This window comes from Agromyces larvae (genome assembly GCF_022811705.1).
Classification (GTDB): domain Bacteria; phylum Actinomycetota; class Actinomycetes; order Actinomycetales; family Microbacteriaceae; genus Agromyces; species Agromyces larvae.
In genome coordinates this window covers 3,338,199-3,353,041 of record NZ_CP094528.1, presented here as the reverse complement: position 1 = coordinate 3,353,041, position 14,843 = coordinate 3,338,199, and the positions used below count along the sequence as shown (strand labels likewise).

The window sequence follows — 14,843 nt, the reverse complement described above, 5'->3', positions numbered from 1 at the left end:
AACCGCCCGGCTCACGCGACCGCTGCGTCGAGCTCCGCCTCGAGCCGCGCCACATCCTCGGCCCGGCACAGCTCGGCGGGCGGGCGCATCGCCGTCGCGCTGCCCGCCGCGACCGCGGTGCGGAACGCCCGTTCGATCGGCGCCCCCTGCGCGAGCCGCAGCACCATCGCGCCGAGGAACGCGTCGCCCGCTCCCACCGCACTGTGCACCGTGATCTGCGGCGCCGGCAGCCGCACCACCCCGTCGGCGGTCACCAGCACGGCACCGCGACCGCCCAGGGTGAGCGCGACGGCCTCACTGCGACCGGATGCCACGAGCTCCTGCGCGGCCGCCACCTGCTGGTCGGCCGCCAGCTCGCCCTCGTGCCCGACGAGCTCGCCGAGCTCGCGCAGGCTGGGCTTGATGAGGAACACGCCCTCGTCGAGCGCCGCCGCCAGCGCCGGCCCCGAGGCATCCACCACGCAGCGCACGTCGTGCTCGCGGCAGATCCGCGCGACCTGCGCGTAGAAATCGTCGGGCACGCCCGGCGGCAGGCTGCCGCTCGCGATCACGTACCCGCCGACCGGAAGCGAGTCGGCGACCGTCGACAGGCAGGCCCGCCACTCGGGCTCGCGCAGTGGCGGCCCCTGCAGCACGAATCGGAACTCCTCACCGGTCGCGGTCTCCACGATCGTCACGCACTCGCGCGTGCTGCCGCCGATGCGCACGACCTGCCCGGCGATGCCCTCGGCCTCGAGCAGCTCGCGATAGGCGTGCCCCGTCGGCCCGCCGATCGGATACACCCCCACCGACCACCCGCCGAGCGCACTGATCGTGCGGGTCGCGTTCACCCCGCCGCCGCCCGGTGAGAGCTTCGTCGGGCCGCAGCGCAGCTTGTGCTCGGGTTCGACCCGCTCAGTGGTGGATGCCACGTCGAGCGCCGGATTCATCGTGAGCGTGAGGATCGGGGACTGGGTCGCGACCATGCTCCCGAGCATAGGGAGGCGGCCGGGGCGGCGACAGAGCCCGTCGACCCCGCCAAGGCTCGCTGAGCCCACCCAAGCCCGCTGAGCCCGTCGAAGCGAGCGTCCCTTCGACAAGCTCAGGGAGCCCCACCCGCCAAGTCGAAGCGAGCGTCCCTTCGACAAGCTCAGGGAACCGCACCCGCCGACGCGGCAGGATGGGAGCATGCCTGAGCCCCGCCTCCTCGTGACCGTGCCCGGTGCGACCCTGCGCGACGCCGTGCTCGCGCTCGGCCCGCTGCCCGACGGCGTCGAACTCGCGATCTGGAACCTCGACTCCCCCGCACCCGCCGACTCGATCGACCTCGTCGTCCCGCCCTACATGGGCGCGTCGCCGAAGCTCGCCGCGTTGCGGGGCGTTCGCACGCGGCTCGTGCAGTCGCAGTCGATCGGGTACGACGACGTGCCCGCGCACCTGCCGCCGGGCCACGTGTTCGCGAACGCGGCGAGCGTGCACGAGACCTCGACCGCCGAGCTCACCCTCGCACTCGTGCTGGCGGCGCAGCGCGGCATCCCCGAGTTCGTGCGCGCCGCGTCCGAGGGCCGCTGGGCGCCCGAGCGGCGCGCGAGCCTCGCCGACCGCCGCGTGCTGCTGGTCGGCTACGGCGGGGTGGGCCGGGCGATCGAGGCGCGACTCGAACCGTTCGAGGTCGAGCTCACCCGGGTCGCGAGCCGCGCCCGCGACGACGACCGCGGCCGCATCCACGGCATCGACGAACTGCCGACGCTGCTGCCGGAGGCCGAGATCGTGATCGTCGGCGTTCCGCTGACGGATGCCACGACCGGCCTCGTCGACGCGGAGTTCCTCGCCGCACTGCCCGACGGGGCGCTCGTGGTGAACATCGCCCGCGGCCGGGTCGCCGACACCGAGGCGATCCTCGCCGAGGCGACGAGCGGTCGGCTGCGCTTCGCGCTCGACGTCACCGACCCCGAGCCGCTGCCCGAGCACCACCCGCTGTTCGCCCTGCCGAACGTGCTCATCTCGCCGCACGTGGGCGGCGCGTCGACCGCGATGATGCCGCGGATGGCCCGGCTCGTGCGCCGCCAGATCGATCGGCTGCTCGCCGACGAGGCCCCGCTCAACGTGGTGCTCGAGAGCTGAGCCCGGCCGGCGGTGGCCGCGGCATCGGCCCGCGTCATCCGACCGTCTTCCCCCGTTCACCCCCCGCGCGCCACCCGTTCACCGCCCGCTCGTACGCTCCCGAATGACCCGGGAGCACCCCATCGCGCCGCCTGGTGCGACCTCCTCGGGCCACCCCACCCGAGAGAGGACCTCCTGTGCACGCCACCCGCACACGCACGCTCGCCGCGGTCGCCCTGCTGGGCGCCGCCGCGCTCGCACTCAGCGGCTGCGCATCCGCCGACGCGTCGTCCGACGACACCGGCGGCGTCGACGCGGCCACCGCGACCAGCGTCGCCGACTTCGGCACGTTCGCCGACCTCGAGGCCGCCGCGAAGGCCGAAGGCGCGCTGAACGTCATCGCGCTGCCGCGCGACTGGGCCAACTACGGCGAGATCATCGACGCGTTCACGGCCCGGTACCCCGAGATCACGGTCAACGAGATCACGCCCGACGCTTCGAGCGCCGAGGAGATCGAGGCCGCCAAGACCAACGCGGGCCTCGACACGGCGCCCGACGTCTTCGACCTCGGCCTCACCGTCACGCTGCAGAACACCGACCAGTTCGCGCCGTATCAGGTGCAGACGTGGGACGACATCCCCGACGACCTCAAGGAGCCGAGCGGCCTCTACGTCGGCGACTACGGCGGGTTCATGTCGGTCGGCTACGACTCGTCGAAGTACCCGGCGCCGAAGACGCTCGACGACCTGCTCGGGGCCGACTACACGGGCGCCGTCGCGATCAACGGCGACCCCACGCAGGCCGGTGCGGCCTTCGCCGCGGTCGGCCTCGCGACGGTGCAGTCGGGCGGCACGCTCGACGACTTCCAGCCGGGCATCGACTTCTTCGGCGAGCTGCAGCAGGCGGGCAACCTGCTGAAGGTGGATGTCACGACCGCCACGGTCGCGTCGGGCGAGACGCCCGTCGTGTTCGACTGGGACTACCTGAACGCGAGCCACGTCGCCGACAACCCGAACTGGAAGGTCGTGGTGTTCCCGGGCACCGGGTACGCCGGGTACTACAACCAGGCGATCAACGTCGATGCCCCGCACCCCGCCGCCGCGCGTCTCTGGCAGGAGTTCCTCTACAGCGACGACGCGCAGAACCTGTGGCTGAAGGGCGGCGCGCGCCCGGTGCGCGCCGAGGCGATGGCAGCCGCGGGCACCATCGACGAGAAGCTCTGGAACGCGCTGCCCGCCGTGCCCGATGACATCGCCATTCCCACGCAGGACCAGAGCACCGCTGCCGGCGAATTGCTCGGCCAGAAGTGGGCGGCTGCGGTTCAGTAATGACCGCCATCGCTCCCGCGGTCAGCGGCGGGACGGATGCCACGCCGGCTCCGTCCCGCCGCGGCGCGGCCTCCGTCTCGGTACCTGCGGCGCTGGGCCTCGTGCCCTTCGCCGCGTACGTGCTGGTCTTCCTCGCGCTGCCGACGCTGCTCGCCGTCATCAGCGGGTTCTTCGACGACGACGGCGCCTTCACACTCGACAACCTCATCGCGCTCGGCGACCCCGTGATCGTGCAGACCTTCGTCAACTCGATCTGGCTGTCGGCGCTCACCGCCGTCGCCGGCGCGATCATCGGCGCACTCGCCTGCTACGCGCTGCTGGGCCTGCCGTCGACGAGCCGGGTGCGCTCGACCGTCGACGCCGTCGCGGGCGTGCTGGCGCAGTTCGGTGGAGTGATGCTCGCGTTCGCGTTCATCGCCACGATCGGGCTGCAGGGCATGATCACGCTCTGGCTGCAGAACGTGTTCGGCGTCGACATCTTCGCCGAGGGGGCGTGGGTCTACAGCCTGCCCGGGCTGATCCTGCCGTACATCTACTTCCAGGTGCCGCTCATGGTGATCACGTTCATGCCCGCGGTGTCGGCGCTGAAACCGCAGTGGGCCGAGGCGAACCTGACGCTCGGCGGGTCGCGCACCGGGTTCTGGCTGCGCATCGGCATGCCCGTGCTCGCACCGAGTTTCCTGGCGAGCCTGCTGCTGCTGTTCGCGAACGCGTTCTCGTCGTACGCGACGGCGGCAGCGCTCGCGAGCCAGGGGTCGCAGATCGTGCCGCTGCAGATCCGCGCGGCGCTGACCAGCGAGACCATCCTGGGGCGCTCGAACCTGGCGGGTACGCTCGCGCTCGGCATGATCGTGATCATGGCCGTCGTGATGTGGCTGTACTCGCTCGTGCAGCAGCGGGCGGCCCGGTGGCAGCGGTGAGCCGGGCGGCGGCGAGCACCGGCTTCGCGCCGGGCCGCACCGCCCGCTGGATCATCGGCATCCTGATCGCGGGCGTCTTCTCGATTCCGATCATCGCGATGATCGAGTTCACGCTGCGCGACCGCGACGGCGGCCACTCGTTCGTGCACTGGACCGGCCTGTTCGACCCGGCCAACGCCCCGAAGTACCAGCCGATCTGGCAGGGCCTGACGAACTCGCTGATCCTCGCGGTCGTCACGATCGCGATCGTGCTGCTGCTGCTCGCACCCACGATGATCCTCGTGACCCTGCGGTTCCCGCGCCTCAGCCGGCCGCTCGAGTTCATCGCGCTGCTGCCGATCTCGATCCCCGCGATCGTCCTCGTCGTCGGGCTCGCGCCCGTGTACCTCGTCATCGGCCGCACCTTCGGCACCGGCATCTGGTCGCTCGCGTTCGCGTACGGCATCACCGTGCTGCCGTACGCGTACCGAGCCATCCAGGCCTCGATCGATGCGACCGATGTGCGCACCCTCGCCGAGGCCGCCCGCTCGCTCGGCGCGAGCTGGAGCGACGTGCTGTTCCGGGTGCTCGCGCCGAACCTGCGCGCGGGGCTGCTCGCGGCATCCCTCATCTCGGTCGCGGTGGTGCTCGGCGAGTACACCATCGCGTCGCTGCTCGCCCGCCAGAACCTCCAGACCGCGCTCGTCGTCGTCGGCAAGCAGGACGCCTACGTCGCCGTCATCTTCTCGCTGCTCGCCCTCGCGTTCGCGTTCGCCCTGCTGCTCGTCATCGGACGCGCGAGCACCCGCACCGCCCGAAAGGCCCGTTCATGACCGTCACCCGCGAATCGGCCGCCTCGGCCGTCATCCCCACCGAGCGCAACCTGGTGCTCGCCAGCCGCGGCGAAGGCGTCGCCGTCGCGTTCGACCGGGTCGTGAAGGACTACGGCTCGGGCCCGGTGCTGCACGACTTCACGCTCGAGATCGAGGCCGGCGAGTTCGTCTCGCTGCTCGGGCCGTCGGGCTGCGGCAAGACGACGGCGCTGCGCGTGCTCGCCGGGCTCGAGACCGCGACCGACGGGGTGGTGCGCATCGGCGGCGAGGATGTCTCGCGGGTGCCGACCAACCGGCGCGACCTCGGGATGGTGTTCCAGTCGTACTCGCTGTTCCCGCACCTCACGGTGCTCGGCAACACCCTCTTCGGGCTGCGGATGCGCCGGGTTGCGAAGGCTGACGCGCGAGCGCGAGCGCTCGACGCGCTCGAACTCGTCGGGCTCGGGCACCTCGCCGACCGGTACCCGCACCAGCTGTCGGGCGGGCAGCAGCAGCGGGTCGCGCTCGCCCGTGCCATCGTCACCGAGCCGCGCGTGCTGCTGCTCGACGAGCCGCTGTCGGCGCTCGACGCGAAGGTGCGGGTGCAGCTCCGCGACGAGATCCGCCGCATCCAGCTGCGACTCGGCATCACGACCGTCTTCGTCACGCACGACCAGGAGGAGGCGCTGGCCGTCTCCGACCGCATCGCCGTGATGGACCGCGGCGGCATCGAGCAGGTCGGCACCCCCGAAGAGCTCTATCTGCGGCCCGCCTCGCCGATCGTGGCCGCCTTCGTGGGGCTCAGCTCCCTCGTGCCGGCGACGATCAGCGGCGGGTTCGCCGAACTCTTCGGCACCCGCGTCCCCGTGCTCGGCGACGCGCCCGACGGCTCGGCCGAGGTGTTCGTGCGCCCCGAGAACGTGCGGCTCGCCGGCGACGACGGCATCGCGGCGACCGTGCAGGAGAGCACGTTCCTCGGCAGCTTCCGCCGCACGCTGGTCACGACCGCCGACGGCACCGCGCTACGCCTGCAGCACGACGCCGACGAGCGGCTCGAGTTCGGCGACCGGGTGCACGTCGCCCTGGCGCCCGCACCCGTGGCGGTGCGCAGCACCGACCCATCCGCCCCCTGACCAGGCGCTTTTCTCAGGAGATCCGGTGACGGATCTCGGGCCGCGACGGCGTGTCCTCCTGAGAAACGGCGCGAAACGCGGGGCGACTCCTGAAAAAGGTATCGGCCGGCGGCCGAGGGGACGGGCGGGCGGGTCGGCGCGTCAGGCGGATGCCGCGGCGAGCGCCGCGAGCTCGTCGTCGGTGAGCACGAGGTCGATCGAGGCGAGCAGGTCGCCGAGCTGATCCACGCTGCGCGCGCTCGCGATCGGCGCGACCACGGTCGGCTGCTGCCGCAGCCAGGCGAGCGAGACGGATGCCACGGCCGCCCCGTGCGCCGCGGCCACCGCGTCGAGCGCGGCGAGCACCCGCAGACCGCGCTCGTCGACGTACGCGCCGGCGGCGCGCGCCCGCACGCTCGCACCGTCGGCCGCGACCTGCTCGGCCGACCGGTACTTGCCCGACAGGAACCCCTTCGCGAGCGAGAAGTACGGGAACACCGCGAGCCCCTCGCGTTCGGCGCGCTCGCGCAGCCCGTCCTCGAACCCGCGCTCGAGGAGGTTGTAGTGCGGCTGCAGCGCGACCGCGCGGTGGAACCCGCCCTCCTCGGTGACGCGGAACCACTCGTCGATGCGCTCGGGCGTGTAGTTCGAGATGCCGATCGCGCGCACCTTGCCGGCGTCGACGAGCGCCGAGAGCGCGCCGATCGTCTCCTCCAGCGGAACCGACTCGTCGTCGAAGTGCGCGTAGTAGAGGTCGATCACGTCGGTGCCGAGGCGCTGCAGCGAGGCATCCGCCGCGGCCGCGATGTTCGCCGCCGCGAGACCCGGGAACGACGGGTGCGTACTGACCTTGGTGGCGATGACGAGCCGGTCGCGCGCGCCGCGCGCGGCGATCCACTCGCCGATGAGCCGCTCGCTCTCACCGCCGGAGTGCCCCTGCACCCAGTGCGAGTACCCGTCGGCGGTGTCGACGAAGTCGCCGCCGCCCTCGGTGAACGCGTCGAGCACGGCGAAGGTCGCGTCGCGGTCGGCCGTCCAGCCGAACACGTTCGTGCCGAGCGCGAGGGGGGCGATCTCGAGGTCGGATGCGCCGATACGGACACGGTCGGCGGTCTGGACGGGCTCGGTCATGGAGGCTCCTTCGGCGATGTGCGACGACCTCCGACGCTACCCCTGCCGAGCGGGACGGGGTCTCCCCTGTGGCGAACGGTGACGCCCCCACCCCTCCAACCGGTACGCAATTCAGGTTTGCGCTCGGCGTGTCGCCCGATTCGGGCCCTAACGGGGCACGACACGCCGGGGCGTACCTGAATTGCGTTCCCTCGGTGGCGGTGAGGGTGGGTGGTGTGGGCGGGCGGCTGGTCAGCGCAGCACGGCGGCGACCTGCCAGGCGCCGCGCCGCACGGCCCGCTCGAGCCCGTAGGCGCGGGAGTCGAAGTCCTTCGCCTGCACCGACACCGACACCGCGCCGACGAGCCGGCCCGCGGCGTTGCGCACCGGGGCGGCGATGCACGCGAGCTTCGGCAGGTACTCCTCGATCTCGACCGCGAGCTGCTGCGCCCGCACTTCGTCGAGCTGCTCGCGCAGCTTCGCGGCATCCGTCACGCTCTGATGGGTGAGCGCCCGCGCACCGTGCCTCGCCAGATAGCGCGAGAGCTGCGCCTCGTCTTTCGAGGCGAGCATCAGCTTGCCGAAGGCGGTCACATGGGATGCCTCGCTGAAGCCCACGTGCAGTTGGGTGATCTGCGGATGCTGCGGCGAGTCCTCGATGTGCGCGACCGCGATGTCGTCGCCGCGGAAGACGGTCAGGTACGCGGGGGCGTGCGCGTCGTCGTGCACTGTGCGCAGCGCCGCCCGCACCGGCGGGGTCACCACGAGCTGCGCCTGCACCGACCGGCCGAGCCGATCGACCGCGCGGCCCAGGATGTACCGGTGCTCGTCGGGCTGTCGGCCGATGTAGTCGGCGGCGTGCAGGGTCTGCAGCAGCCGGTACGTCGTCGCCTGCCCGAGCCCCAACCGCTCGGCCACCTCGGCGGCGGTCAGGCCGGATGGCGAGTCCCCGATCGCGTCGAGCACGCGCAGCACACGCGACACCGACTGGAGGCCGGTGTCCGCGCTGCCCTGCGACGTCATGCCGCCGAGTCTAGGCATCTCGCGCGGCCGTGTCCGCACCCGTTTCGCACATCGTGCGAATCCGGGTCGCGGAGGTCGCGGCATCCGATCGAACCTGGCTCCCGACCATCCCCCGGAGTACATGGAGGTACCCCCGATGTCCAAGATCCTCATCATCACCGGCGACGCGGCCGAGACGCTCGAGGTGTTCTACCCGTACCACCGCCTGCAGGAGGCCGGCTACGAGGTGCACCTCGGCGCACCGGCCAAGCGCAAGCTGCAGTTCGTCGTGCACGACTTCGTCGACGGGTTCGACACCTACACCGAGAAGCCCGGCCACACGTGGGACGCCGACATCGCGCTCGCCGACGTCGACCCGGCCGACTACGTCGCGATCGTCATCCCCGGCGGGCGTGCGCCCGAGTACCTGCGCAACAACGAGGACGCGAAGCGCATCGTGCGCCACTTCTTCGAGCAGGGCGCCCCGGTGGCGGCGACCTGCCACGGCCCGCTGCTGCTCGGCGCCGCGGGCGTGCTCGACGGCCGCACCTCGAGCGCGTACCCCGAGCTGGCGATCGACGTCGAGACGGCCGGCGGCGTCTTCGAGAACGGCGGCGGAGTCGTCGACGGGGCGCTCGTCACCGCCCGCGCCTGGCCCGACAACGGCACCTGGATGAAGGCGTTCCTCGAGGTGCTCGCCGCCCACGAGGCATCCGCCGCCGAAGCCGCCTGAGCCCCGGCCCCGCCCCGCCCTCGCCCTCGCCCTGAACGCAATTCAGGTACGCACTCGGCGTGTCGAGCCGAATCATCCGGATTCTGGCCCGACACGCCGAGTGCGTACCTGAATTGCGAACCGCCGCGCGGTGCGGTCGCACCGACCGCGGTCGCACCGACCGCGGTCTGCACCGACCGGGGTCGCGGGTCAGCGCCGCCGGCGCTGCTGCGACGCCGGGCCGTAGATGATCACGCCCGCGACCGGGACGAGCAGGAAGAACAGCCACGACCACGCCCACCCGTCCCACGCGAATCCGGCGATGAAGAACAGGCCGAGGGCGAGGAACGGCACGAACGCCATGATCGTCGCACCCCACCCGCCGCCGAGCGCGCGGCTGCTGCCCCAGTCGTCGTCGGCGGGCGCCGAGCTGTTCCAGCCGGCGGTGGCGCCGAAGCCGCCGCCGGCTCCGGCGGCGCCCGCGGCGCCGCTGATCGAGGGCGGCAGGTCGGCGAACAGCGGCGCGAGGTCGCCCCAGGTGACCGAACTACGAGCGGATGCCACGCGCTCCTCGAACTCGACCGAGCTCAACCGCCCCTCCTCGCGTGCCTGGGTGAGCGCAGCGACGGCGGCGTCGCGGTCGGCATTGCCGATGCGCTCGGACGGACGGGTGGGGTTCGCGAAATCGACCATGCCCCAAGCATCCCGCAGTCGGCCCCCCGGGTCGAGGTGATGCGCAGGTCGGGGGGCGTAGGCTCGGGGGATGGCCAGCGCAGAACCCCGCGTCGCGCTCTACTTCGACTTCGACAACATCGTCATCTCGCGATACGACCAGTTGCATGGCGACGGCGCGTACCGCAAAGACACCTCCCGATCCAAGACGCCGACCGCCGGGACGAAGACCGCCGAACGCCTCGCCGAGGCGACGGTCGACGTCGACGCCGTGCTCGACTTCGCGGCGACGTTCGGCACCATCGCACTCGCGCGCGCCTACGCCGACTGGTCGACGCCGGTGAACGCCAGCTATCGCGGGCAGCTCATCGACCGGGCCGTCGACCTGGTGCAGCTCTTCCCGCTGTCGGCGACGAAGAACGGCGCCGACATCCGGCTCGCGGTCGACGCGGTCGAGGACCTGTTCCGGCTCGACGACCTCACCCACATCGTGATCGTGGCGGGCGACAGCGACTACGTCGCGCTCGCGCAGAAGGCCAAGCGGCTGGGTCGCTACGTCGTCGGCATCGGCGTGGCGGGCGGCACGAGCCGCGCGCTCACCGCGTCGTGCGACGAGTACGCCGACTACGACGCGCTGCTCACGACGGATGCGTCGGTCGACGATGACGAGACGGATGCTCCGCCGGCCGAGCCGCCCGCAGCGCCCGCGCCGGCCGCGAAGTCGTCGCGGGGCCGCGGCCGCCGGGCGACGTCCGAGACGGTGAAGCCCGAGGCATCCGAGAGCTCCGGGAGCGCCGACGCGTCCGGGGCCGCGCAGCCCGAGGCATCCGAACCGGCGAAAGCGCCCGGCCTCGCGGTCGCGTTCCAGCCGCCGGTCGCGGCCGGCGAGTCGGCTCCGCCGTCGCGCAATCCCGGCCGCCTGCTGCTGAAGGCCCTCGAGCTGATGCGCGCGAAGAACGACGAGGAGTGGCAGCCGTCGGGCGCGGTGAAGAACCAGATGCTGCGCATGGATCCGTCGTTCCAGGAGCGGCGACTCGGGTTCGTCTCGTTCAGCGACTTCTTGAAGTCGCGCGGCGGGGTCGTCGAGCTCGACGAGCAGGCGAACCGCATTCGGATCCGCCCGAAGAAGCCCTGACCCGCGGCGCGGCCGGGCGCGGGCGCGCAGGGCGCACGGCCGGGCGCGGGCGCGCGGGCGCGCCGGCACGGCCGGGGCGCGCGGATGCCTCAGATCACGCCGAGGGCGAGCATCGCGTCGGCGACCCGCAGGAAGCCGGCGATGTTCGCACCGAGCACGTAGTCGCCGGGCGCGCCGTACTCGTCGGCGGTCTCGGCGCAGCGCTCGTGGATGCCCTGCATGATCTCGGCGAGGCGCGCGTCGGTGTACTCGGCGCCCCACGAGTCGCGCGACGCGTTCTGCTGCATCTCGAGCGCCGAGGTCGCGACGCCGCCCGCGTTCGCGGCCTTGCCCGGGCCGAACAGCACGCCGGCCTGGCGGAACAGTGCGGTCGCCGCGGGCGTCGTGGGCATGTTCGCGCCTTCGGCGACGGCGACGACGCCCGCGTCGATGAGCAGCTTCGCGTCGGCGTCGTCGAGCTCGTTCTGGGTGGCGGACGGCAGGGCGACCGAGACCCGGTGCTCGCGGGCGATCTGCCACACGCGCTCGCCCGGCAGGAAGGTCGCACCGGGGCGCTCGGCGACGTACTGGTCGATGCGGGCGCGGCGCTGCTCCTTCACGTCGCGCAGCAGCTCGACGTCGATGCCGGCGGGGTCGTAGACCGAGCCCGACGAGTCGGAGGCGCCGACGACCTTGCCGCCGAGCGCGTGCACCTTCTCGATCGAGTAGATCGCCACGTTGCCCGACCCCGACACGAGCACGTCGAGCCCGTCGAACGACATGCCGCGGGTTTCGAGCATGTGCTGGGTGAAGTAGACCGCGCCGTAGCCGGTGGCCTCGGTGCGCATGAGCGAGCCGCCCCAGGTGATGCCCTTGCCGGTGAGCACGCCCGACTCGTAGCGGTTGGTGATGCGCTTGTACTGGCCGAAGAGGTAGCCGATCTCGCGGCGGCCGACGCCGATGTCGCCCGCGGGCACGTCGGTGTACTCGCCGATGTGGCGGTGCAGTTCGGTCATGAACGACTGGCAGAAGCGCATGACCTCGGCGTCGCTCTTGCCCTTGGGGTCGAAGTCGCTGCCGCCCTTGCCGCCCCCGATGGGCATGCCGGTGAGCGCGTTCTTGAAGATCTGCTCGAAGCCGAGGAACTTCACGGTGCCGAGCAGCACGCTCGGGTGGAATCGCAGCCCGCCCTTGTACGGCCCGAGCGCCGAGTTGAACTGCACCCGGAACCCGCGGTTGATCTGCACGCGGCCGCGGTCGTCGACCCACGGCACGCGGAAGATGATCTGCCGCTCGGGCTCGCAGATGCGCTCGAGGATGGATGCCTCGACGTATTCGGGGTGCTTGTCGAGCACGCGGTCGAGCGATTCGAACACCTCGCCCACCGCCTGGTGGAACTCGGTCTCGCCCGGGTTGCGGGCGAGGACGCTCTGGTAGATGTCGGCGATGGTGCCGTTCTCGGCCATGGTGAAACTCCAACGGCGGATTGAGGGATTCCGCACGCCGAGGGAGTCGGCGGAGGCGGTTGGGAATGCCGCGCCGGGGTGGTGCGCGGGGGTGCGCCGCAGGGGCGCGGGGACTTGGTCTTGCCAATAGCTGGGGACTTCGTCGACCCGTCGCCGCATTCACTGTAACCCATGTGAACAGAGTGTTTCCTGTGGTCAGACCATCGGGCGGCAGATCGTGCTACCGTGGTCTGACCACATCCGCACCGCCGAGGAGGGCGCTATGGCGCGAGTACACGCCTACGAACGCCCGTCGGCGAGCCAGCGTGCCTGGCAGGTCGTGCTCGAGCACATCGAGTCGCAACTGCTGTCGGGTGAACTGGCCGCGGGCGATCGGCTGCCCGGCGAACGCCAGCTCTCGACCGACCTCGGCGTCGGCCGATCGAGCGTGCGCGAGGCGCTCCGCGTCCTCGAGGCGATGGGGCTCGTGCGCACCGCGACCGGGTCCGGCCCGACCGCCGGCGCCATCATCGTCGCGACCCCGGCCGGCGCGATGGGCGCGCTCATGCGGCTGCAGGTCGCGGCCCGCGGATTCCCCGTCGCCGACATCGTGCGCACGCGGCTCGTGCTCGAGGCATCCGTCGTCGAAGAGCTCGCCGACGCCGATCCGGCACCGTCCTTCGCCGAACTCGATCGCCTGCTCGACGCCATGGACGCGGTCGGCCTCGCAGCGGAGGACTTCCTCGCGCTCGACGCCGCCTTCCACCTGGCGCTGGCCGAGGCATCCGGCAACCAGGTGATCGCCGCGACCATGGCGGGCCTGCGCAGCGGCATCGAGGGCTACGCGAGGGCGGGCGTCGCCCGCATCGCCGACTGGGACGCGACCTCGGCCCGGTTGCGGCACGAGCATCGCGGCGTCCTCGAGGCGATCCGCGAATCGGATGCCCCGCTGGCGCGCACCCTCATCCGCGACCACATCGCCGGCTACTACGCCGAGACGCTCGCCGAGACATCCGGCCCGCCGCCCGCCCGGCCACCCGCCCCCATCCCCGCTCCCCCTGTTTCGAAGGAGAACCGCACATGGTGAAGCGCCAGGTCCCGAACCCGCGCGACGTGTTCGAACTGATGCAGTTCAAGCGCCCCACCTGGAACGCCACCGACCGCCGGCTCGCGCAGGCGCTCACGATCGCCGACCTGCGCGCGATCGCGAAGCGCCGCACCCCGAAGGCCGCGTTCGACTACACCGAGGGCGCCGCCGAGGGCGAACTGTCGCTCGCGCGTGCTCGCCAGGCGTTCGAGGACGTCGAGTTCCACCCGTCGATCCTGCGCAGCGTGCCCGTCGTCGACACGTCCACGACCGTGCTCGACGGGCCCAGTGCGCTGCCGTTCGGCATCGCGCCCACCGGGTTCACCCGCCTCATGCAGACCGAGGGCGAGATCGCCGGGGCCGGCGCAGCGGGTGCGGCGGGCATCCCGTTCACGCTCTCCACCCTCGGCACCACCTCCATCGAGGACGTGAAGGCCGCGAACCCGACCGGTCGCAACTGGTTCCAGCTCTACGTCATGCGCCGGCGCGAGATCTCGTACGACCTGGTGCGCCGCGCCGAGGCCGCCGGGTTCGACACGATCTTCTTCACCGTCGACACGCCCGTCGCCGGGGCGCGGCTGCGCGACAAGCGCAACGGGTTCTCGATCCCGCCGCAGCTCACGCCCGCGACCGTCATCAACGCGATCCCGCGGCCCGAGTGGTGGATCAACTTCCTCACCACCCCCAAGCTCGAATTCGCGTCGCTGTCCTCGACCGGCGGCACCGTCGGCGAACTGCTCGACGCCGCCATGGACCCGACCATCTCGTTCGACGACCTCGACATCATCCGCTCGATGTGGAACGGCAAGATCGTCGTCAAGGGCGTGCAGACCGTCGCCGACGCCCGCGCCCTCGCCGACCGCGGCGTCGACGGCATCGTGCTCTCGAACCACGGCGGCCGCCAGCTCGACCGGGCGCCGATCCCGTTCCACCTGCTGCCCGACGTGGCGCGCGAGGTCGGCCGCGACCTCACCGTCATGATCGACACCGGCATCATGAACGGCGCCGACATCGTGGCATCCGTCGCGCTCGGAGCCGACTTCACCCTGATCGGCCGCGCCTACCTCTACGGGCTCATGGCCGGCGGGCGCCGCGGCGTCGACCGCACCGTCGAGATCCTGCGCGGAGAGATCGAGCGCACCATGAAGCTGCTCGAGGTCGCGACCCTCGACGAGCTCGGCCCCCAGCACGTCACGCAGCTCACCCGCCTGCAGCCCATTCGTCGCGAAGCGGCGGATGCCGCGGAGCGCGCGGTGGCCACCCCGAAGCCGCGCGCGAAGCGGCCGGCGGGTGCTGCCACCGCTGCTCCCAAGGCGGGCGCGCCGAAGGCGACTGCGTCCAAGGCCGCCGCGTCGAAGGCCGCGGGCGCGACCAAGCCCGCTGCGGCCGCGAAGCCGGCGACCCCGCGCGCGGCGAAGGCGAGCTGACCGCCTCGATTCATCGTGCAGGAGATTGGGCCCTCTCCCCG

At 72.1% G+C, this 14,843-nt stretch carries 14 protein-coding genes; 9 read left to right on the top strand and 5 right to left on the bottom strand.

The features are described 5' to 3' along the window. Positions 1 to 11 precede the first annotated feature (11 nt). Complete coding sequence (locus MTO99_RS15990; protein ID WP_243554815.1) at positions 12 to 965, bottom strand: 1-phosphofructokinase family hexose kinase; 954 nt, start codon at positions 963 to 965, stop codon at positions 12 to 14. A 202-nt stretch (positions 966 to 1,167) separates the two neighbouring features. Between MTO99_RS15990 and MTO99_RS15985 the strand changes: the two genes are divergently transcribed. The 5 genes from MTO99_RS15985 (at position 1,168) to MTO99_RS15965 (ending at position 6,254) form a co-directional block, all read left to right on the top strand. Further along, positions 1,168 to 2,103 carry a 2-hydroxyacid dehydrogenase gene (locus MTO99_RS15985; RefSeq protein ID WP_243554814.1) on the top strand — a complete coding sequence of 312 codons (936 nt, stop codon included), beginning with the start codon at positions 1,168 to 1,170 and terminating at the stop codon, positions 2,101 to 2,103. A gap of 176 nt (positions 2,104 to 2,279) precedes the next feature. Beyond that, on the top strand, positions 2,280 to 3,410 hold the full coding sequence (locus tag MTO99_RS15980) for an ABC transporter substrate-binding protein (RefSeq protein ID WP_243554813.1): 1,131 nt from the start codon (positions 2,280 to 2,282) through the stop codon (positions 3,408 to 3,410). After that, positions 3,410 to 4,330 carry an ABC transporter permease gene (locus MTO99_RS15975; protein ID WP_243554812.1) on the top strand — a complete coding sequence of 307 codons (921 nt, stop codon included), beginning with the start codon at positions 3,410 to 3,412 and terminating at the stop codon, positions 4,328 to 4,330. The genes MTO99_RS15980 and MTO99_RS15975 overlap by 1 nt, the downstream gene beginning before the upstream one ends. Further along, entirely contained in the window at positions 4,318 to 5,142 is an 825-nt protein-coding gene (locus tag MTO99_RS15970; RefSeq protein WP_243554811.1) for an ABC transporter permease, read from the top strand. Before MTO99_RS15975 ends, MTO99_RS15970 begins: the two co-directional genes overlap by 13 nt. After that, the gene (locus MTO99_RS15965) at positions 5,139 to 6,254 is read left to right on the top strand and encodes an ABC transporter ATP-binding protein (protein WP_243554810.1); all 1,116 of its coding nucleotides are present in this window, start codon (positions 5,139 to 5,141) and stop codon (positions 6,252 to 6,254) included. Before MTO99_RS15970 ends, MTO99_RS15965 begins: the two co-directional genes overlap by 4 nt. A gap of 141 nt (positions 6,255 to 6,395) precedes the next feature. On the opposite strand, the gene MTO99_RS15960 is transcribed toward MTO99_RS15965, so the two are convergent. Then, positions 6,396 to 7,364, bottom strand: a complete 969-nt coding sequence (locus MTO99_RS15960) for an aldo/keto reductase (RefSeq protein ID WP_243554809.1) — start codon at positions 7,362 to 7,364, stop codon at positions 6,396 to 6,398. Between the two features lie 231 nt (positions 7,365 to 7,595). Next, positions 7,596 to 8,366 carry an IclR family transcriptional regulator gene (locus MTO99_RS15955; protein WP_168209131.1) on the bottom strand — a complete coding sequence of 257 codons (771 nt, stop codon included), beginning with the start codon at positions 8,364 to 8,366 and terminating at the stop codon, positions 7,596 to 7,598. Positions 8,367 to 8,502: 136 nt separating this feature from the next. On the opposite strand from MTO99_RS15955, the gene MTO99_RS15950 reads away from it, so the two are divergent. Beyond that, positions 8,503 to 9,078 carry a DJ-1/PfpI family protein gene (locus MTO99_RS15950; protein WP_243554808.1) on the top strand — a complete coding sequence of 192 codons (576 nt, stop codon included), beginning with the start codon at positions 8,503 to 8,505 and terminating at the stop codon, positions 9,076 to 9,078. A 189-nt stretch (positions 9,079 to 9,267) separates the two neighbouring features. Here MTO99_RS15950 and MTO99_RS15945 read toward each other — a convergent pair whose 3' ends face one another. Continuing rightward, positions 9,268 to 9,750, bottom strand: coding sequence for a DUF1707 SHOCT-like domain-containing protein (locus MTO99_RS15945; RefSeq protein WP_243554807.1), 483 nt, complete (start codon positions 9,748 to 9,750; stop codon positions 9,268 to 9,270). 70 nt (positions 9,751 to 9,820) lie between these two features. Between MTO99_RS15945 and MTO99_RS15940 the strand changes: the two genes are divergently transcribed. Beyond that, complete coding sequence (locus tag MTO99_RS15940) at positions 9,821 to 10,864, top strand: NYN domain-containing protein (RefSeq protein WP_243554806.1); 1,044 nt, start codon at positions 9,821 to 9,823, stop codon at positions 10,862 to 10,864. An 89-nt stretch (positions 10,865 to 10,953) separates the two neighbouring features. Here the strand turns inward: MTO99_RS15940 and gdhA are convergent, their stop codons facing one another. Next, a complete protein-coding gene (gene gdhA, locus MTO99_RS15935) occupies positions 10,954 to 12,309 on the bottom strand; it encodes an NADP-specific glutamate dehydrogenase (protein WP_243554805.1) in 1,356 nt (451 codons plus the stop codon). Positions 12,310 to 12,571: 262 nt separating this feature from the next. Here gdhA and MTO99_RS15930 point away from each other — a divergent pair, with 262 nt between their 5' ends. Beyond that, positions 12,572 to 13,375: a FadR/GntR family transcriptional regulator gene (locus MTO99_RS15930; protein WP_243554799.1), complete on the top strand. Its 804-nt coding sequence runs from the start codon at positions 12,572 to 12,574 to the stop codon at positions 13,373 to 13,375. Beyond that, positions 13,369 to 14,802 (top strand): alpha-hydroxy acid oxidase, encoded by a 1,434-nt coding sequence (locus MTO99_RS15925; protein WP_243554797.1) that lies wholly within the window; start codon positions 13,369 to 13,371, stop codon positions 14,800 to 14,802. The genes MTO99_RS15930 and MTO99_RS15925 overlap by 7 nt, the downstream gene beginning before the upstream one ends. The last annotated feature ends 41 nt before the right edge of the window (positions 14,803 to 14,843 follow it).